The sequence below is a fragment of the Azospirillum soli genome (assembly GCF_017876165.1).
Lineage (GTDB): Bacteria > Pseudomonadota > Alphaproteobacteria > Azospirillales > Azospirillaceae > Azospirillum > Azospirillum soli.
In genome coordinates this window covers 30091-49583 of sequence record NZ_JAGINQ010000022.1, presented here as the reverse complement: position 1 = coordinate 49583, position 19493 = coordinate 30091, and the positions used below count along the sequence as shown (strand labels likewise).

The 19493-nt window shown below is 68.4% G+C and carries 15 protein-coding genes; 13 read left to right on the top strand and 2 right to left on the bottom strand.

Features of this window, described 5'->3' with window-relative positions; translation table 11 throughout:
• Positions 1 to 142: 142 nt before the first annotated feature.
• Positions 143 to 1228 carry a TRAP transporter substrate-binding protein gene (locus J2852_RS25435; RefSeq protein ID WP_209881075.1) on the top strand — a complete coding sequence of 362 codons (1086 nt, stop codon included), beginning with the start codon at positions 143 to 145 and terminating at the stop codon, positions 1226 to 1228.
• Between the two features lie 56 nt (positions 1229 to 1284).
• Here the strand turns inward: J2852_RS25435 and J2852_RS25430 are convergent, their stop codons facing one another.
• Together J2852_RS25430 and J2852_RS25425 are read right to left on the bottom strand one after the other, a co-directional pair.
• A complete protein-coding gene (locus J2852_RS25430; protein WP_209881073.1) occupies positions 1285 to 1905 on the bottom strand; it encodes a glutathione S-transferase family protein in 621 nt (206 codons plus the stop codon).
• Between the two features lie 102 nt (positions 1906 to 2007).
• A complete protein-coding gene (locus J2852_RS25425; RefSeq protein ID WP_209881070.1) occupies positions 2008 to 2916 on the bottom strand; it encodes an EboA domain-containing protein in 909 nt (302 codons plus the stop codon).
• Positions 2917 to 3057: 141 nt separating this feature from the next.
• Between J2852_RS25425 and J2852_RS25420 the strand changes: the two genes are divergently transcribed.
• From J2852_RS25420 to pelF, 12 genes are all read left to right on the top strand, one after another.
• A complete protein-coding gene (locus tag J2852_RS25420; RefSeq protein ID WP_209881068.1) occupies positions 3058 to 4881 on the top strand; it encodes an extracellular solute-binding protein in 1824 nt (607 codons plus the stop codon).
• 8 nt (positions 4882 to 4889) lie between these two features.
• Positions 4890 to 5249: a response regulator gene (locus J2852_RS25415; RefSeq protein WP_209881066.1), complete on the top strand. Its 360-nt coding sequence runs from the start codon at positions 4890 to 4892 to the stop codon at positions 5247 to 5249.
• A 219-nt stretch (positions 5250 to 5468) separates the two neighbouring features.
• The gene (locus J2852_RS25410) at positions 5469 to 5873 is read left to right on the top strand and encodes a response regulator (RefSeq protein ID WP_209881172.1); all 405 of its coding nucleotides are present in this window, start codon (positions 5469 to 5471) and stop codon (positions 5871 to 5873) included.
• A 90-nt stretch (positions 5874 to 5963) separates the two neighbouring features.
• Positions 5964 to 6890 (top strand): NAD-dependent epimerase/dehydratase family protein, encoded by a 927-nt coding sequence (locus tag J2852_RS25405; protein WP_209881064.1) that lies wholly within the window; start codon positions 5964 to 5966, stop codon positions 6888 to 6890.
• A complete protein-coding gene (locus tag J2852_RS25400; protein ID WP_209881062.1) occupies positions 6878 to 7759 on the top strand; it encodes a glycoside hydrolase family 191 protein in 882 nt (293 codons plus the stop codon). Before J2852_RS25405 ends, J2852_RS25400 begins: the two co-directional genes overlap by 13 nt.
• Positions 7756 to 10017, top strand: a complete 2262-nt coding sequence (locus tag J2852_RS25395) for a polysaccharide deacetylase family protein (RefSeq protein WP_209881060.1) — start codon at positions 7756 to 7758, stop codon at positions 10015 to 10017. The genes J2852_RS25400 and J2852_RS25395 overlap by 4 nt, the downstream gene beginning before the upstream one ends.
• A gap of 13 nt (positions 10018 to 10030) precedes the next feature.
• The gene (locus tag J2852_RS25390; RefSeq protein WP_209881058.1) at positions 10031 to 13087 is read left to right on the top strand and encodes a tetratricopeptide repeat protein; all 3057 of its coding nucleotides are present in this window, start codon (positions 10031 to 10033) and stop codon (positions 13085 to 13087) included.
• Between the two features lie 127 nt (positions 13088 to 13214).
• Entirely contained in the window at positions 13215 to 14807 is a 1593-nt protein-coding gene (locus tag J2852_RS25385) for a tetratricopeptide repeat protein (RefSeq protein WP_209881056.1), read from the top strand.
• Between the two features lie 69 nt (positions 14808 to 14876).
• Positions 14877 to 15470, top strand: coding sequence for a FlgO family outer membrane protein (locus J2852_RS25380; protein WP_209881054.1), 594 nt, complete (start codon positions 14877 to 14879; stop codon positions 15468 to 15470).
• Between the two features lie 17 nt (positions 15471 to 15487).
• Positions 15488 to 16876, top strand: coding sequence for a GAF domain-containing protein (locus J2852_RS25375; RefSeq protein WP_209881052.1), 1389 nt, complete (start codon positions 15488 to 15490; stop codon positions 16874 to 16876).
• Positions 16873 to 17979, top strand: a complete 1107-nt coding sequence (locus J2852_RS25370; protein WP_209881050.1) for a tetratricopeptide repeat protein — start codon at positions 16873 to 16875, stop codon at positions 17977 to 17979. The genes J2852_RS25375 and J2852_RS25370 overlap by 4 nt, the downstream gene beginning before the upstream one ends.
• Positions 17976 to 19493 (top strand): GT4 family glycosyltransferase PelF, encoded by a 1518-nt coding sequence (gene pelF, locus J2852_RS25365; RefSeq protein WP_209881048.1) that lies wholly within the window; start codon positions 17976 to 17978, stop codon positions 19491 to 19493. Before J2852_RS25370 ends, pelF begins: the two co-directional genes overlap by 4 nt.

Sequence of the window (19493 nt, the reverse complement as noted above, 5' to 3'; positions counted from 1 at the left end):
TGACGAAGACCTGTCATGCGGATTTGTGCGGTGAGTTGGCCTTGGAACACTGCTTTGTTACACTCCTAATCAATCCCTCGTAACAAGCGGTCCCAGAGGCCGTTTGATTCGAAAGGGAAGGCGAGTCCACGGGAGAAGAATCGTGAAAAGACGTGCGTTCCTGACGTCGGCGGGTGCCGGTCTGGCGGTTGCCGGCGTTGCCGCCCCGGCCATTGCCCAGTCCCAGCCGGAGATCCAGTGGCGTCTGGCGTCGAGCTTCCCGAAGAGCACCGACATCCTGGTCGGCGCGTCGGAGGTGATCGCTCGCCGCGTGGCCGAGAGCACTGACGGCAAGTTCAACATCCGCGTCCATCCCGCGGGTGAGATCGTGCCGGGCCTCCAGGTGCTCGACGCGGTGCAGAACGGCACGGTCCAGTGCGGCCACACCTGTGGCTATTACTACGTCGGCAAGGACCCGACCTTCGCCTTCGACACGGCGCTGCCCTTCGGTCCGAACGCCCGCCAGATGAACGCCTGGATGCAGTCCGGCGGCCTGGATCTGTTGCGCGCGTTCATGAAGAACCACAATGTCATCCAGTTCCCGGCCGGCAACACCGGCGTGCAGATGGGCGGCTGGTACCGCAAGGAAATCAAGTCGGCCGCCGACTTCCAGGGCCTGAAGATCCGCATCGCCGGCATCACCGGCCAGATCATGGCCAAGATGGGCGCCACCCCGACCCAGATCGCCGGCAGCGACGTGTACCCGGCGCTGGAGAAGGGCACCATCGACGCCACCGAGTTCGTCGGCCCCTATGACGACGAGCGCCTGGGCTTCGTCCAGGTCGCCAAGTACTACTACTATCCCGGCTGGTGGGAGGGCGGCCCGCAGGTCTCCCTCTACTGCAACCTTCAGGAATACGAGAAGCTGCCGAAGGCCTACCAGTCGATCCTGACGGCCGCCTGCGCCGAGGCGAACACCTACATGACCGCGCGGTACGACGCGGAGAACGCCAAGGCCCTGAAGCGTCTGGTCGGCAAGGGCGCCATCCTGCGCGCCTTCCCGCGCGACCTGATGGAGCAGGCCCACAAGATCGCCTTCGAGCATTACGAGGAGATCGCGAAGACCAACCCGAACTTCAAGACGGTCTACGAGAGCTGGAAGCCGTTCATCGAGGAAACCAACCTGTGGTTCCGCGTGGCGGAAATTCCGTACGACAACTTCGTCTCGTCGGTCGCCGGCAAGAAGTAAGCGCCTGAAGACGAAGCCCCTCTCCCTACCCGGGGAGAGGGGCTTTTTCTTTGTCCTTACCCGACGTTCTGCTGGGGCATCAGCTCATACTGCCGCTTGACGCCGGGCTGGGCCAGCATGCGGGCGTGCCACGCCTTGACGTTGGGGTATTTGCCGAGGTCGATGGCCGCCTCATCGACCAGATCGATCAAGGGGAAGGCAAAGATGTCGGCGATGGTCAGGCGATCGCCATCGACGAAGCTGTGGTTGGCGAGGTGATCGTCGAACTGGGCCATGCCGCTGGCCGCCCCGGCGTCCAGCCAGGGCAGGGCATTGGCGTCGCCGTTGAACTTGCGCACCGCGCGGGCGCGCTGCACCGGAAGCAACACGTCGGCAAGCCAGCTTAGCCATTCGGCAAGCCGCAGCTTCTCCCGCTCGTCCCGGCCGCCGAACTGGCCCGTCTTCTCGGCCAGATAGGTCAGGATCACGCCGGATTCGGACACGCTGACGTCGCCGTGTACCAGCGTCGGCACCCGGCCGAAGCGGTTGATGGCGAGATACTCCGGGGTCTTCTGCTGCTGGCCGCGCAGATCCACATGGCGGTAGACGAAGGGCACGCCGGCCATGCTGAGGAACAGCACCACGCGGGTCGCGGGCTGGGAATTGAAGTTGCCGTGGACGGTGAAGGCGGCGGTCACGGATTGTGTCTCCCTCCTTAGGGTGCGCGCGTTCGCGCGGTTGGGGAAACCATGACCGCAAGCCGCCCCTCGCGCCAGCGGAAACCAAGCCGGCGGACAGCCTCAGCCCGCCGCGCGCAGGGACCGGGTTCCCACCCCCTCCCAGGTCAGCCGCCCGGCGGTCACCGCGTCGCGCAGGTCGTGGTGGTCGGCCAGGATGCGCAGGGCGCGCGGGTCGTGGCTGCGGCACAGCACGAGGGAGGCCGCCTGCCGTTGCGCCGGGTCCTTGGAGTTGATCATCCGCTCCATGTCGTCCAGCAGCGGGCCGGTGGCGTAGACGCCGATGGCCTGCCATATGGCCGGGCTGGGCGGGTGGCCGGCGGCGGCCCGCTGGTGGGTGTAGTCGCGCAGTTCGTGGGCGAGAACGTGGTTCGCGCGGCGCTCCAGCCCCTCCACTTCGATCAGCGGCACGCCGAGGAAGACCGCCTTCATGATCAGGCTGTTCCAGGCGGCCTCGTCGAAGCGTTCGGCGGGGTAGGGGTTGCAGACGGCCAGCGCTTCGAACAGATCCCGATGGTCGGACCGGGTGGCGGCGGTGGCCCAGGTTACGTGCCGTTCCGGGTAGGGCAGCAGCGGCAGCGCGCGGTACAGCGCCGCCGAGGTCGCCGCGTGCCCTTCCTTCAGCAAGCCGGTCAGCATGTCGCCGTAGGACGCCGGATCGCTGTCGTCGTAGCTGAGCAGCAGCATGACCCGCGCCGCCGTGTCGGCGGTCCAGCGCTGCGGGTGCCAGCCGTTGCGGGCCTTGCGCGCCTCGTCCATGTCCTCGCGCGCCAGCTTCAGAGGCGCGTGTCCAACGCGCTTGGGCACGGCGGCGAAGGCATCGAAAAAGGCACCGTCCATCGCCCCCTCGTTCAGGGAGTCGCGCACATCGTCCAACCATTCGACCCCGGCGGGCGGCGACACGGCCTTCAGCCATTGGCGGAGGAGAAACAGGACGTGCTGCGTGTCGATGGGGTGGTAGGGTTGGTCCATGGCGGGAAATCCCTTTGGGGATAACGTTACGGACAACCGGCGGCTGGGCTGAAGGTTCCGAAAGGAGAAGGCGCCGTGCCGACCCGGATGCCCCATCTGTTGAAGGCCGAAGAGAAGCGAGAGCGGGAGAGGGGCGGAGCAATGCGACGGATCGCCGTGTGTGTCCTGATGGCGTCGATGGCGGCGGGGGCGGCGGCGGGGCTTGCCCTTCCGGCGAAGGCGGAGCCGCGCCATGGCATGGCGCTCCACGGCGAGCCGAAATACGGCCCCGGCTTCAAGCATTTCGACTACATCAACCCGGACGCGCCGAAGGGCGGGCGGGTGACCTTGCAGGCGACCGGCTCCTTCGACACGCTGAACCCCTTCACACTGAAGGGCGTGCCGGCGGCCGGGTCGACGGCCATTTACGACACGCTGATGGCGGGGGCCGCGGACGAGCCCTTCACCGAATACGGGCAGCTCGCCCGCACCGTCGAGGTGCCGGAGGACCGGTCCTGGGTCGCCTTCGATCTGAACGACGCCGCCCGCTGGCACGACGGCCGGCCGGTGACCGCCGACGACGTGGTCTTCACCTTCCAGGCGCTGACCCGGAGCCACCCCTTTTACCGCAGCTACTACGCCGCCGTGGACAAGGTGGAGGCCGAGGGGGAACGCCGCGTCCGCTTCACCTTCAAGCCCGGCGACAACCGCGAGCTTCCCATGATCGTTGGCCAGCTGCCGGTGCTGCCCAAGCATTACTGGGAGGGCCGGCAATTCGACGCGACCACGCTGGAACCGCCGCTGGGCAGCGGACCCTACCGGATCGCGTCCGTCGATCCGGGGCGCTCTATCACCTACGAGCGGGTGGCGGATTACTGGGGCAAGGATCTGCCGGTGAATGTCGGCCGGAACAACTTCGGCAGCATGACCTACGAGTATTACCGCGACGAAAGCGTCGCATTGCAGGCGTTTCGCGGCGGGCTCTACGACTTCCGCCAGGAGGCGACCGCCAAGACCTGGGCCACCGGCTACAACTTCGACGCGGTGCGCGAAGGCAAGGTGACGGTGGAGGAAATCCCCAACGAGGTCCCGGCCGGCATGCAGGGCTTCGTCTTCAACACCCGCCGGCCTATCTTCGAGAATTCGAAGGTGCGCTGGGCCATCGCGCATGCCTTCGACTTCGAATGGACGAACCAGACGCTGTTCTATGGGGCCTACAAGCGCACCGAAAGCTATTTTGAGAACTCCCCCCTGCAATCGAAGGGAACGCCGCAGGGGCGGGAACTGGCCCTGCTGGAACCGTTGCGCGGCAAGATCCCGGAGGAGGTGTTCGGCCCGGCCTACCGCGCCCCGACCACCGAAGGGCCGAACGGCATGCGGCGCAACCTGCTGGAGGCCAAGCGCCTGCTGGACGAGGCGGGATCGGAGGTGCGCAACGGGACGCGTGTCTTCTCCGCCACCGGCCGGCCGCTGACCTTCGAAATCCTGCTGGACAGCCCGACCTTCGAGCGCGTGACCCTGCCGTTCGTCGAGAACCTGAAGCGGCTGGGCATCCAGGCGACCGTGCGGACGGTTGACCCGGCGCAGTACCAGAACCGGATCCGCGATTTCGACTTCGACATGGTCGTTCACGTCTGGGGGCAGTCGCTGTCGCCGGGCAACGAGCAGGCGGATTTCTGGGGTTCCGACGCGGCGAACCGGCCGGGTAGCCAGAACCTTGCCGGCATCCGTAGCGAGGTGGTGGACAGCCTGATCGCCCGAATCATCCGCGCCGGAACCGAGGAGGAGCTGAAGACCGCCGTGTCGGCGCTCGACCGCGTTCTGCTGTGGAGCCACTATGTGGTGCCGCACTGGTATTCGGGCGTGTATCGGGTGGCCTATTGGAACCGGCTGAAGCGGCCGGCGACGCTGCCACCCTATTCGCTGGCCTTCGACGCCTGGTGGCTGACCGACGCCCCGTCGATGGCCGAGCAGCAACCGCGCTGAGGCGTGCCATGGCCGACATGATCCTGGTGGTCGAGGACGACGACGCGCTGCGGGCCACAATGGCGGACGCCCTGCGAGCCGAGGGGTTCGAGGTGCGGGAGGCAGCGGACGGGCGGGCGGCGCTGGACGCGCTCGATTCGGGCCTGCGTCCCGATCTGATCGTCCTCGACCTGATGATGCCGGTGATGAACGGGTGGGAGTTCCGCGCCGCCCAACTGCGCGACCCGGATCTGTCGCACATCCCCGTTCTGGTTCTGGTCGAGGCCGGGGCCGAGGAGGAGGCGGCCGAGCGCCTTTCCGCCGTCGGCGCCCTGCGCTGTCCCTGCAAACCCGAGCAGATTGTGATTGCGGTGCGGCGGCATCTTTAGGTTGGCCGTTCGCATGCGTCAATTCGCCGGCCTTGGTCACCAAAAGTTGCCATGTGGTCAACTTGACGGTTTCCAACGGATTAACGTAAATGTCGATCCATTCATAACCCATTTATAACCAATCTGGCGTACAGGAATTTCAACGATGGCTCTGGGCGTGGATCGCATTGCGGCGACCGGCCGGGCGGTGGTCTCCCTCAATCGGCAAGCGGCGTGACTATGGATTCGCTGGAAAAGGCGCAAACCATCCTCGTGGTCGAGGACAATGTGTTGATGCGCAAGCTGTTCGTTCGCTGCCTGGAAGAGGGCGGCTACACCGTCGTGGAGGCGGACGATCCGCGCATCGTCATGGATCTGATGCGGGAGATCACGCCGGATCTGGTCGTCATGGACATCGTCATGCCCAATGTTTCCGGCGTGGAACTGATCAAGCAGATTCGCGGCGACGCGGCGCTGGCAGCCACGCCGGTGGTCGCCGTGACCAACCTCGCCACCCCCGCCGACAAGCGGCGGCTGGCCGACGCCGGTTTCAACGGGCACGTCTCCAAGCCGATCAAGCCCAAGGAATTCCTGACCACCGTCGCCGGCTTCCTGAACGGGGCCGCCTCTGCCCAAATGGCGTGACGGAAGCGGCGCGATCCAGTCGGGGTGATCCAAACGCGCGCCGGTTGCGTAAAACCGGCTCCGACATAACCGAGAATAGGGTTGGCAAGCATGGCGCGTTATCTCGTCACCGGCGGCTGCGGCTTCATCGGCTCGCACCTGATCGAGCGGCTGCTGTCCGCCGGGCATGAGGTGCGGGTGCTGGACGACCTGTCCACCGGCAAGCGCGAGAACCTGCCGGCGGGCGTGCCCGTGACGGTCGGCGACGTCGCCGACGCGGTGGCGGTCGAGGCTGCCATGGCCGGCGTGGACGGCTGCTTCCACCTTGCCGCCGTGGCGTCGGTGGACCGTTCGCGCGAGGCGTGGCTTGAGACGCACCACGCCAACCTGTCCGGCACCATCGCCGTGTTCGACGCCGCGCGCCGCGCCAGGGCGGACGGGCCGGTTCCGGTCGTCTACGCCTCGTCGGCCGCCGTCTATGGCGACAACCCGAACATGCCGCTGAACGAGGACGCCGCGACCCGGCCGCTGTCCGCCTACGGCGCCGACAAGCTGGGCTGCGAACTGCACGCCCGCGTCGCCGACGGCGTGCATGGCGTGCCGACCACGGGCTTCCGCTTCTTCAACGTGTTCGGGCCGCGCCAGGATCCGAAATCGCCCTATTCCGGCGTCATCTCCATCTTCGCCGGGCGCATCGTGCGCGGCGATGCCATCACCATCAACGGCGACGGCGAGCAGGTGCGCGATTTCGTCTACGTGAAGGACCTTGTGCGCTATCTGACCGCCGCTATGGAGAAGCCGCAGGCGGGCGCCCCCGTCTACAACGTCTGCACCGGGAAGCCGACCTCGGTGAACCGGCTGGCCGAGGTGCTGGCCGAGATTTCCGGCAAGCCGCTGGACCGCCGTCATGGCCCGGCGCGCGCCGGCGACATCCGGGTGTCCATCGGCGACCCGTCGCGTCTGGTCGCCGCCTTCGGCATGGCCTGCGAAACGTCGCTGGAAGACGGCTTGCGGGACACGCTGGCATGGCTGGCCTGATCGGGCGGCGCGCCATACTGGGCGGCATGCTGGGCGGAGCCGGGGTGATGATGCTGCCGCACGCGGCCGGGGCCGCACCCAATGATGTGCCCAAGGGCGATGTGCCCTGGGTCGTCTATTACGCCGACAAGGAACCGGTGAAGGCGTTCGAGCCGTACCGGCTGCTGGTGCTCGACAGCAAGTATCATCCGCCGCTGCGCCCGCTGAAGGACCGGGGCAAGACCCTGCTCGGCTACATCAGCCTGGGCGAGGTGGAGCAGCACCGCCCCTGGTTCGACCGGGTGAAGGGCTGGGGCATCCTGTCGGAGGAAAACCCCAACTGGCCCGGCAGCTTTTACGTGGACGTCCGCGACAAGCGGTGGGTCAAGCTGGTGGTGGAGGAACTTGTTCCGGCCATCCTGCGGCTGGGCTTCGACGGCATCTTCCTCGACACGCTGGACAACCCGCCGCATCTGGAACGCACCGAACCCAAGCGCTGGGCCGGCATGACGGAAGGGGCGGCCCGGCTGGTTCGGGCGATCCGGGCCAACTGGCCGAACATCCGCATCATGCAGAACCGCGCCTACGAGATCCTGCCGGACGTGGCGGGCGTGCTCGACTACGCGCTGGGCGAGAGCGTCTACGCCGGCTGGGACTTCGAGGCGAAGCGGCCGCACCTCCAGACCGAGGAGGATTACCGGTTCCAGGTCTTGGCGTTGCAGGACGCCCAGCGCCTCAACCCGAAGCTCGGCCTGTTCTCGCTCGATTATTGGGACCCTGCGGACACCGAGGGCATCAAGCGCATCTACGCGCGCCAGCGGGCCAACGGCTTTTCGCCCTACGTGTCGGTCGTGGATCTCGACCGCATTGTGCGGGAACCCGCTCCGTGAGCGCGCGGACGCTCATCCGGACCCTTTCGACTCTCCTCCTCCTCGCCGTCGTGACCTTTTTCGGGCCGGCGCGCGCGGCGGAGGTCCGGCCGGTGCCGCGCACCGTCCTGGCCCTGGTGGACCTGCGGGAGGAGGAGAGGATCCGCCTCACCCGCATCCACTCCATGGCGGAAATGCCGCTGAACCATCTGGGTCTCAGCGTCGTCTACTGGAACGTGGCGGACGGTCTGCCCGACCTGTCGCGCTATCCCGACCTGCGCGGCGTCGTCACGTGGTTCGCGGGCGAGCCGTTCGAGGATCCGCGCGCCTACATCGCCTGGGCGGCGGCGGCCATGGACCGGGGCGTGCGCTTCGCCGTGCTGGGGCAGACGGGCACGCGCGCCAGCCGCAACGGTCCCGCAACCCCGCTGGCGGTGGTCAACCGCTTCTTCGCCCGGTTCGGGCTGCGCGACGACGACGGCTATTCCGATCTGACCTACCGTTCCCGCCCGGTTCTGGCCGATGGGATGATCGGCTACGAGCGCCCGTTGGTCGGCGTGTTGCCGGGTTATCCGCTGTTCCGCAAGGTGGACGGACGCTTCACCTCGCATCTGGTCATGCGGCGCGGCGGGGACGAGGCGTCCGACAGCCATCTGGTGGTCACGGGCCCGTCCGGCGGCTTCGTGACCGAGGGCTACGCCCGCTACTACGACGCGGAGATCAACCGGAAGCTCTGGATCGTCGATCCGTTCGCGTTCTTCCGCGCGGCCTTCGCCACGGACGACCTGCCGAAGCCGGACGTGACCACCCTCTCCGGCCGGCGCATCTATTTCAGCCACATCGACGGCGACGGCTGGCGCAACCAGACCGAGGTCCAGCCCTACAACAAGGACAAGGTGCTGTCCGTCGACGTGGTGCGGCGCGAGGCCATCGAGGCTTTTCCCGACCTGCCCGTCACTGTGGCGCCCATCGGCGGCGACATCGATCCGGCCTGGAAGGGAACGCCGGAGCTGGTGGCCGGAACCCGGCGCCTGTTCGCCCTGCCGCAGGTGGAACCGGCCAGCCACACCTGGACCCACCCGTTCCAATGGCGCTTCTTCGAAGACTACACGCCCGACAAGGAGGCGGCCTTCGAAGAGCATGGCGGCGCCCCGAAACGCGGCGTGATGGACCGCTTGCTCGGCCGCAACAAGCCGCCGGCCACCTATGAGGCGGCGGGCGAGGTCGCCGACCTCGGCGCCTATTCGGTGCCGCGCGCCTATCTGCAAGAGCCCTTCGACCTGAACAAGGAGATCGGCGGTTCGCTGGCCTACTTCACGACGCTGGCACCGGAGGGAAAGCCGGCCGCGCTCGTCCAATGGCCGGGCGACACCTCGCCCTACGAGGCCGCCATCGCCGCGACGCGCAAGGCCGGCGCTTACAACATGAACGGCGGCGATTCGCGATTCGACGCGGACTACCCGTCCGTCACCAGCGTGCCGCCGGTCGGCCTGCCGGTGGGAACGGAGCGGCAGATCTATTCGGGCAACAGCAACGAGAACACCTACACCGACCTGTGGACCAACCGCTTCTTCGGGTTCCAGAACCTGATCAACACGGTCCGCAACACGGAAAGCCCGCTGCGGCTGAAGCCTTTCAACGTCTACTACCACATGTATTCCGGGCAGAAGCCGGCCAGCATCAACGCCCTGCGCAAGAACCTGATCGCCGCCCGCGAGGCGGAGATCGCCCCGATCACGGCTTCCGCCTACGCCGCCCTGGCCGGGGGCTTCTACACCGCCCGCTTCATCCCCGACGGTGAACGCCGCTGGCGCATCGCGGGGCGCGGCGACCTGGCCACGCTGCGGTTCGACCGGGCGAACTTCACGGCCGTGGATTTCGCGCACTCGGTCGGCGTGCTGGGGCAGCGGCATCACCAGGGCAGCCTTTATGTGGCGCTGGATCCCGCCGTGGCGGAGCCGGTGGTGGCCCTGACCGATGTGGATCGCGCGGACATCGACCCGCCGGCGCCCAAGCCGTACCTCGTCCAAGGGCGCTGGGTGTTCCGGGGGCTGGCGGCTGACGGCGCGGGCTTCCGCGTCGCCGCGCAGGGTTACGGCAACGGAGAGATGGCTTGGCATGTGCCGGCGCCCGGCCGCTACGCCGTGACGGCGGAGCGCAACGGCACCGTTCTGTGGCGCGGCGAGGCCGAGGCCGCCGCCGACCGCCGCCTGTCCGTGACGGTGGAGACCTCCGCCATCCAGCCGCTGACGCTGCGCGTGCAGCCCGTGGCACGGTAGGAGAGGCGGCCCCATGCGCGCCAACATCCTGGTCGTCCTGATCGTGCTCGCCTTCGGTGTCGGCGTCAGCCTGCTGCTGATCCCGCGCGGCGGCGAACTCGCCTTGCAGAAGTTCCGCGATCAGGATTTCCACACCGCGCGCGCCGCCTACGAACAGCGCTTCACGGCCGGCGACCGTTCGGCCGGCACGGTCATGCCGCTGACCAAGCTTTACCTTCAGGACGGTGCCGTCGATCGGGCCATCGTCCTGATGGAAGAGTTCATCGCCCGGGAACCGGATCAGGTGGAAGGGCGCCAGCTGCTCGGCCGGCTCTACCAGGACGCCCAGCGCGTCGGCGACTATCTGGAGAATCTGGAAGCCCTGGCCCGCTTGAAGCCGACCGACGAAACCAACCGGGAACTGGCCTATCTCGCCGGCTTTCACGGCCAGATCGAGCGGCAGGTGGCGGCGCTGATCCGCTATTGCGAACTGCGCCCCGATGACGTCCAGACGCAGCAGGAGCTTGCGGCGCTGCTGGCCGCGCGCGGCGAGCATGCGGCGGCGGTGGATTGGCTGATCCGGGCCGACGACCGCGCCAACGGCGCCATCGAGGCCGACAGCCGCGAGCTGTTGATGAGCCTGCTGATCGACCTCGACCGCGACGACGAGGCCTTCACCCGCGCCCAGCGCTGGATGGGCGAGAACCCGACGCCGTCCGACGCCATCGGGCTGGTCAGCCAGCTGTCCGCCGCCGGCCGGCCGGAACTGGCGCTGAAGCTGCTGGAGCCGGAGGCGGCCAAGCCGGGCCACCCGCTCGCCATCGAGCTGACCTTCATCGACCTTCAGATCGCCGCCGGCCGGCTGGACGAGGCGCGGGCGCGGCTGGACGCGCTGCCCGGTCCGGTGGACGATCTGACGCTCGGCCGCCTCGTCGCCTTGCAGATGAACGCGGGCATGGGGCGCAAGGCGCTGGCGACCGCCAAGCCGCGTGACCTGAACCTTGTGCCGGGCTGGGCGCTGGCTGGTCTGGCCGACGCGGCCTTCCGGGAGCGTGACGTCGCTTTTCTCGACCGCATGGTCCGGGATTTGGGCGAGGGCTTCCTGACCGAGCAGCCCTTGCTCGCCGCCAACATCGCGCTTGCCCGCAACGACAAGGCGGCTGCGGTGCGCTGGGCGGAGCAGTCCTTGGCCGACGCCGCGCTGCCGCTGGCCGAACATCTGGCCGCCGTGCGCCTGCTCGACCGCGCCGGCCAGCGCGCGAAAGCCTCGGCGGCCTTCGACCGGCTGCCACTGGCGGGCAACGTTCCCGACGACGTGCTGGAAGAGCTGAGCGGCCTGTTCCTTGACCTCGACCACGTGAAGGCCGGCTTCGCGTGGTTCGACGCCCGGCGCCGGGCGTCGCCGTCGCTGGCCGCCGATGTCGGCTGGGTGCGTCTGGCGGCGCGGGCCGGCGATGCGAAGCAAGTGGCCGCGTGGCTGGACGCGCACCCGACCCTGGACGAGGCGTTGTTGCAGGACATCGCCACCATCGCCGCCGAGCGGGGCGAGTCCGCGCTGGCCCTGAAGGCGGCCGAGCGTGTCTTTGCCATGGCCCCCACGCCGCGCAGCCGCTTCGCCCTGGCGAGCGCGTTGCTCTCCGCCAAGCGGGCGAACGAGGCTCTGCCGCACCTGACCGACCTGCTGGCCGATGGTGGGCCGGAGGTGGAAACCGCCTACATCGCCGCCCTCGGCGCGCTCGGCCGCAGCGAGGAACTGACCCGCTTCCTGGCCGCCAAGCTCGGCAAGGGCGGTCTCGGCGACGAGGAGGAGGCTGCGATCCTCTACGCGCTGCTGGAGCACAAGGCCTACCGCCCGGCCCTGCCGTACCTGCGGGAGCGCGCGAAGCGGCAGGGCATCGAATGGCTTTACGCCTACGCCGACGCGGCGAAGGGCGCGGGCGCCGTCGCCGAACTGGCCGACGTGCTGGAGGCGGACCTTGCCCGCCCGGATCTCGACGCGAAGGGGCGGGAACAGCGCGCCTTCCTCCTTCTGGAAACCGCCGGGCCGGCACGGGCGCTGCCGGTGCTGAAGCAGTTGGCCGGCGGCAACGGCGGACCGTGGGATGGCCTCTACCGCGAGGCCCTGACCAAGCTCGGCCGCAAGGACGAACTGCGGCACTACCTGCTGGCGCGGGCCGGGGACGAGCGGGTGCCGGCCAAGGAACGGCGGGAGATCGCCTTCGCCCTGCTCGACCAGGGCGACAAGCCGGCCGCCGAACAGGCGCTGATGCGTCTGGCGGCCGGACAGGGGCCGGACAGCCCGGACTTCAAGCAGCTCACCTACCTCTGGGGGCCGCGCCCGCCGGCGGCGGCGCTCGATTGGATGGAGGGGCGTGCCAAGGCGGCCAGGACACCGGCCGAACAGGCGGCGTGGTACGACAAGCTGGCCGAGTTGGGCGGCGCGCGTCGCGTCGCCGAGCGGCTGGGGCAGGGCGGCACGCCCGCCGCCCGCGACCTGAAGGCCCCCTACATCGAGGCGCTCGCCACCGAAGGCAAGGGCAGGGAGCTGGCCGAGGCCGTCCGCTCCGCCGTGCCGCAGGAGCGCGATCCGGAACGGCTGCGCCGCTACGCCCGCCTTGCCGAGCAGACCCGCCAGCGCGCGGCGGCGGCCGACGCATGGCACGCGCTGCTGTCGCTGAAGCCGGAGGATGGCGACTCGCTGCGCCAGCTCGGCATGCTGGCCTACGACGAAAACCGGCTGGGCGACGCGGAACGGCTGCTGCGCCGGTTCCTCGCCAAGGGACCGGGCGATTACGAAGCCAACTATTTCCTGGGCGAGGCGCTGACCGCGCTGAAGCGCCCGACCGAGGCCGTGCCCTTCTACCGCCGTTCCCTGGAACAGATCCGGGCGCAGAAGTCGAAGAGCGACAGCCTCGTGCAGACGGAGGCGAACCTGCTGAACCGACTGGGCAAGGTGGACGACGCGGTTGCGCTGTTCGAAGGATTGCGCAAGCTTCGCCCCAACGACCGCCAGTTGAAGGCCGATTACGCCGCCATGCTGATCGAGAACGGACGGTTGAAGGAGGCGCGCCGTGTGCTCAGCCTTCCGTAAAGCTATTTGCATGCGCGCCAGCGACGGGCCCCCATCCCAACCTTCCCCCACTGCGCGGGGGAAGGAGTTTAAAGCCCTCCCCCGCCTCTCGCGCAAACCAAAGGTTTGCGCTGACGGCGTCAGGCGAATGCCTCTGGCATTCGCTGAGAGCCGCAGGTGGGGGAGGGTTGGGTGGGGGCTCGTTGCGGCAATCTTCCTTACCGTCTTAAGTTTCGCCACCCCCGCCTTCGCCCAAACGACTCCCGTCCGCATCGACGCGGTGCGCGGGGAGAAGGGCGCGCAGCTGACCATGTCGTGGCCCGGCACGGTGTCAGCGGAGCACAGCCTCAACGACCGCGAACTGTCGCTGCGCTTCTCCCGTCCGCTGGGAGAGGCACCCCTGGAAGGCATCCCGGACCGCCTCCAGGGCTGGGTGGACAACGTCCTGTACGGCTACGACAGCGTTCTGTTGGTGCTGGGGCAGGGCGTGACCGCGACGGTGACGGCCGAGCCCACGGGCGTGCGCATCGACCTCGCCCAGGAGACGCGCAGCCTGCGCCGCTCGCCGGAAGCGGAGGCGGCGGAGCGGGCCGCGCAACGCCGCATCGACTATTTCCGGGCGCTGACTCTGATGGAACAGAACGACCTGCGCCAGGCCCGCGCGCTGCTGGTCGATCTGCTGGCCGCCCAGCCCAACGACGCGCAGTCCACCGCTCTGCTGGCCCAGGTGGAGGAGCGGCTCGGCCGCTGGCGCGAGGCGGTGCGGCTCTACGACCGCGCGCTGGAATTGACGCCGGACGAGCCGTCGCTGGTGACCGGCAAGGCGCGCCTGCTGCGGGAACGCGGCGAGCAGGCGCGGCTGGACTGGGACCTGTTCCATGTGGAGAACGCCGACGTGCAGCGCATCGGCCGCCTGACCGGCAACGTCGAGGCCGGCGGGAACACGACCTTCCTCTACGCGCTGGAACACCGAACCGTGGACGTGGATCAGGCCGTGCGGTCGGACGGCCGGGTGGAGCCGTTTCACGGAGTCCGCAGCCGCGCCGAACTGGCCCTCCTGCACGACTGGCCGGAGTTGCAGCAATCGCGCCTCGCCCTGTTCGCCGCGCCGAAGACGGTTGGCGCCGGCTACACCCACGGCTGGCGCGACGAGGATTCGGAGACCCGCGCGGGCCTGTCCTGGCGCGAACCGACCTACACCTTCATCGAGGGCATCGTCGGCGCCGGGCGGCGCGACCGCGTCTTTGTCCAGCATGAGGAACGCCTGAAGGAACGCTGGATCGCCACCATCGGTGCCGGATGGAACCGCTACGGCCTGTCGGGTGAGCCGGATCTGGCGCGCTCGGCGACGGTGGAGGGTTCGCTGCGCTACGTCCTGAACCAGGAAGGGCCGGTGACCAGCGTCGCCTATCTGCTGGACGCCGAATATGTCGGCCGCCAAGCCGAGCGCACAAACGCGCTGGGCAACCTTTTCGTGCCGCTGCCCGTGGCGACGCGGGAGGTGCACGCGTTTCAGCTCAACCTCGACGACGCGCTGACCGATTATTGGCGCTACAGCCTTCAGGCCGGATACGCCTACGATCGCTTCAACAAGGGCGGCCCGCAGGGCGCCGTCGCCCTGGCGTATGAACCTCTCGAACATCTCGAACTCGGCCTTCGGGCCAGCTACACCCGCTCCACCGCGCGCGGCACGGGGGCCGCGGCCACGGCGGCGGGCGGCTATCTGATCTGGCGGTATTAATCGGTCGGTATCCTTCTCGCGCTATACGGGTGCGGGAGGGGGCGAACCATTGGCAGGGCAACGGACGACATGACGACGGATAAGCGGAAACGGGTGGTGAAGGGGTTGCGGGTGCTGGCGGCGATGGCCTTGGCCCTGGCGGTGTCGGCGTGCAGCATCGGGCGCGGCAACAGCCGCGACTTCGTCGATGGCGGCGGCGTCCTGCCGCGCGGCGCGACGGTCGCCGTCCTGCCGTTCGAGAACCTGACCAACCACCAGAACGCCGGCATGATCGCGTCGGAACTGGTGTCCACCGAGCTTTACAGCCTCGGCCTCTACCGCGTCGTGGAAGCCAGCCGCGTGCGCAACCAGCTGATCGCCGCCAAGGTGGACGTGGAGAAGCTGGCCGAGAGCACCTACGCCCAGGACGTCGGCCGGACGCTGGGTGTGGACGCGGTGCTGGTCGGCAGCGTCACCGAGTACGGCTACCAGCACGGCCTGCGGGAGGAGCCGGTGGTCGGCCTGAACGCCCGTCTGGTCCGCGCGTCCGATGGTTCCGTGCTGTGGGCGTCGAGCCAGTCCCAGGTCGGGCGCGGTTATTTCACCCGCGACAGCGTCAACAACGTCGCCCAGCGCGTCGTCTCCCGCATGCTCGACGCCCTGCGCGGCGCCGTCGCCGGCTGACGGACTGAGGATCAGTCATGAGCGCGTCCACCCTGGATCCGGAAACCCCGGCCACTTCCCCGGCGGCGAATACCCCCGCCGGGTCGCGCCGGTTCCTGGGCTTCCGCCGGGTGGCGCTGATCGAACTGGCGCTGTTTTTCCTGGTGGCCTTCGGGCTGGATTTCACGGTGGGAGCGGGGGAGCGTTTCGACGGCATCCAGCCGCACCCCTTCTGGATCCCGGTCCTGCTGCTGTCCATCCAGTACGGCACGAACGAGGGCGTGCTGGCCGCCGTCGCCGCGTCCATCGCGCTGCGCCTCGGCAACATGCCGGAACAGCTGATCACCCAGGATTTTTACCAGTACCTCTACGCCGTCAGCCGGGAGCCGATCCTGTGGCTGGTCGCCTCGGTCCTGTTCGGCGAACTGCGCATGCGCCAGATCCGCGAGCGGGACGAGTTGCGCGCCAGCCTGGACCTCGCCCGCAAGGAGTCGGACGCCATCGCCCGCTCCTACCGGCAGCTGAAGTCGGTGAAGGAAAGCCTGGAGACCCGCGTCGCCGGCCAGCTTCGCACGGTCTTCACGCTCTATCAGGCGGCCCGTTCCATCGACAGGCTGGACGAGGGCGAGGTGATGCTGGGCGTCGCCGACCTGATCCGCACGGTCATGCGGCCGGAGAAGTTCTCCCTCTTTCTGCTCAACAACGACGTCCTGGAATCGGTGACGAACGAGGGCTGGGACGACGAGGACAACTACGCCCGCTGGTTCGACAATTCCTCGCAGCTGTTCGAAACGGTGGTCGGGCGTCAGCGCATGCTCTGCGTCGCCAAGCATGAGGATGAACGCATCCTTCAGGGCGAAGGCGTGCTGGCCGGACCGCTGGTCAGCGACGATACGGGCGAGGTCGTCGGCATGGTGAAGATTGAAAGCCTCGGCTTCATGGACCTCAGCGTCAACAGCGTGGAGAATTTCCGCATCCTGTGCGAATGGATCGGCACCGCGCTCGCCAAGGCCCGCCAGTTCCGCGAACTGAACGAACAGCGCCTGTTCACCCAGGACGGCGCGCTCTACTCCTCCGGCTTCATCGACCGTCAGGCGGAGTTCCTGGCCCATCTCGGCCGCCGCCTGGGCTTTGAGACGACCAGCATCACCATCCGCCCGTCCGGCCTGTCGCGCCTCAGCGCCGGCCAGCGTGCGGAGGTCGCCGCGGCCATCGGCAAGGCGGTGCGCGAAAGCCTGCGCGACACCGACCTCGCCTGCGACTTCGGCCAGCACGGGCTGGTGTTCGGCGTCGTGCTGCCCGGCACGCCGGTTGAGCAGGCCCAGATCGTCGCGGCCAAACTGGAATCGGCGGTGCGCAAGGCGCTGCCCGGTCCGCTGGCGAACATTCCCATCGCCTTCACCGCGCAGAAGGTGGGTGCCGCATGACCGACGATCCGATGCCCGCCGACGCGGTGCTGGAGGAGGCCCCGCGCCATGGCACCGGGGAACTGCTGCTGGTTTCCCTGCTGGCGCTGGGTGCCGAGGCCGGCGCAGCGGCGCTCGCCTTCGGGATGCTGCCGGTGCCGAGCGGTGCCTATGGCGCCATCGCCGTGCATCTCGTCACCCTGATCGCGCTCGCGTGGTGGGTGCGCTCGCGGGCGCGGCGGGAGTTGGACTTGCGTCTGGCCGGGCTGCTGCTGGTCACCACGCCCTTCCTGGGGCCATTGGGGCCGGGCTGCACGCTGATGACCACGGCCCTGCACGCCATCTTCCACCGCTACGCCACCGGCTTCCAGGAATGGTATCTGTCGCTGTTCCCGGAAAGCCAGGCGGAGCCGGCGCAGGAGCTGTACGAACTGATCGTGTCCGGCCGCGAGACCGCGCATCTGGCGGCGGGCGAATCCTTCACCGACGTGATGTCCGTGGGCACTCCGCCGCAGAAGCAGGCGGTGATCGCTTTGGTCGCCCGCCACTTCCGTCCCGCCTTCACCCCGGCGCTGAAGGCCGGTCTGGCCGACGCGGACCCGTCCGTGCGTGTTCAGGCGGCGACCGCCACCGCCCGCGTGGAGCATGAGTTCAACGAACGCTGGCTGATGCTCGACCACGCCGCGCAGAGCAACCCGCAGGACGTGGCGACCCGTTACGCGCTCGCCCGGCATCTGGACGACTATGCCTTCTGCGGCCTTCTGGACTCCAACCGAGAGCAGGAAATCCGCGACAAGGCCCTGAACGGCTATCGCCGCTGCCTGGAGCTGGCGCCCGACGACGACGAAATCCGCCACGACCTCGGCCGCCTTCTGCTGCGCTGCGGGCTGGTGGAGGAGGCGGCGAGCACGCTGGAACCCCTGATCGACCGTGCCGGCGACCGGCGCATCCTGTTCTGGTACGCGGAAAGCCTGTTCCGCCTGCACCGCTATGCGGACCTGCGCAACCTGTCGCACCGCCGCCCGGATCTGCTGGGCGATGCCTCCGAACTGCCGGACGCGCTGAAGAGCGTCGTCGCCCTCTGGCACGAGATGGCCGAGGAGCCGGAGGCGGTGGCCGCATGACCGACAGTTTCGAGCCGGTGGACGTCTGCCTGCTGATGGAGGGCTCCTATCCCTATGTCGCGGGTGGCGTGTCCACCTGGACGCACGACCTTATCAAGGCACACGCCGACCTGACCTTCCACGTTGTCGCGCTGGTCGCCGACCGCAGCCGGCGCAAGCTGGCCTACGAATTGCCCCCGAACGTGAAGGGGCTGTCACACGTCTACCTTCAGGATCCCGATCCAGGCTGGCCCTGGGTGCCCGGCGCTGCCGGCCTGCTGGACCGGATCGAGCCGCCGCTGAAGCGCCTACAACAGGGCGGCGGGCTGGAGGAGGTGGAAGAGATCGTCCGCCTGCTGGCGCCCAAGCGCCGCCGGGTCGGGCGGCGCATCCTGCTGAACTCGGAAGACGCCTTCCGCATGGTCGTGCGGCTGTGCCGGGAGACGTTGCCGGACGCCTCGTTCCTTGAGTATTTCTGGGGCTCCCGCGCGCTGATGAGCGGGCTGTTCGCCACCATGCTGGCGCCCATGCCGTCGGCCAAGGTCTATCACGCAATTTCAACGGGTTATGCCGGTTTGTTCGCAGCCCGCGCGAGGTTGGAAACCGGCCGTCCGGCGCTGCTGACCGAGCACGGCATCTACACCAACGAGCGCCGCATCGAGATCCTGATGGCCGAATGGCTGTTCGAGGGGGGCGACACCTCGCTGGTCGTGGAGAGGAAAAAACGTGATCTGAGAGACCTTTGGCTCGATACCTTCGCAAGCTACTCGAAGGCCTGCTACGACGCCTGCGACCGGATCATCACGCTCTACGGCGGCAATCAGGAATTCCAGAAGCGCCAGGGCGCCGACCCGAACAAGTTGAAGATCGTCCCAAACGGCATTGATTATGCTGGATATTCCAAGGTTCAGCGCGACACCTCCGACCGGCCCCCGACCATCGCCCTGATCGGGCGCGTCGTGCCCATCAAGGACGTGAAGACCTACATCCGCGCCGCCGGAATCCTGCGCGAGGACATCCCCGACCTGAAGGCGATGATCCTCGGCCCGCTGGAGGAAGACCCCGGCTATGTCGAGGAATGCCGGACCATCGTGAAGCACCTGGGGCTGGAGCAGACGGTGATCTTCGCCGGCCGGGTGAAGCTGACCGATTGGCTCGGCAAGGTGGACGCCATCGCGCTGACCAGCGTCAGCGAGGCGCAGCCGCTGGTGATCCTGGAGGCCGGCGCGTCCGGCGTGCCGACTGTGGCGACCGACGTGGGATCCTGCGCCGAACTGCTGCTCGGCCGGGCGGACGAAGACCCGCCTCTGGGGCCGGGCGGTGCGATCACGCCGCTGGCCAGCCCGCTGGAAACGGCGCGGGAACTGCGCGCCCTGCTGCTCGACCGCCCCTGGCGGGAACGCTGCGCGGAGGCCATCAGGCAGCGCGTCGCCCGTTATTACGACAAGGTGGAGATCGACCGCATCTACCGCGCCATCTACGACGAGCACATCGCCATGCCGACGCGCCCGACGCTGGCCGAAAGGGCCGCGTGA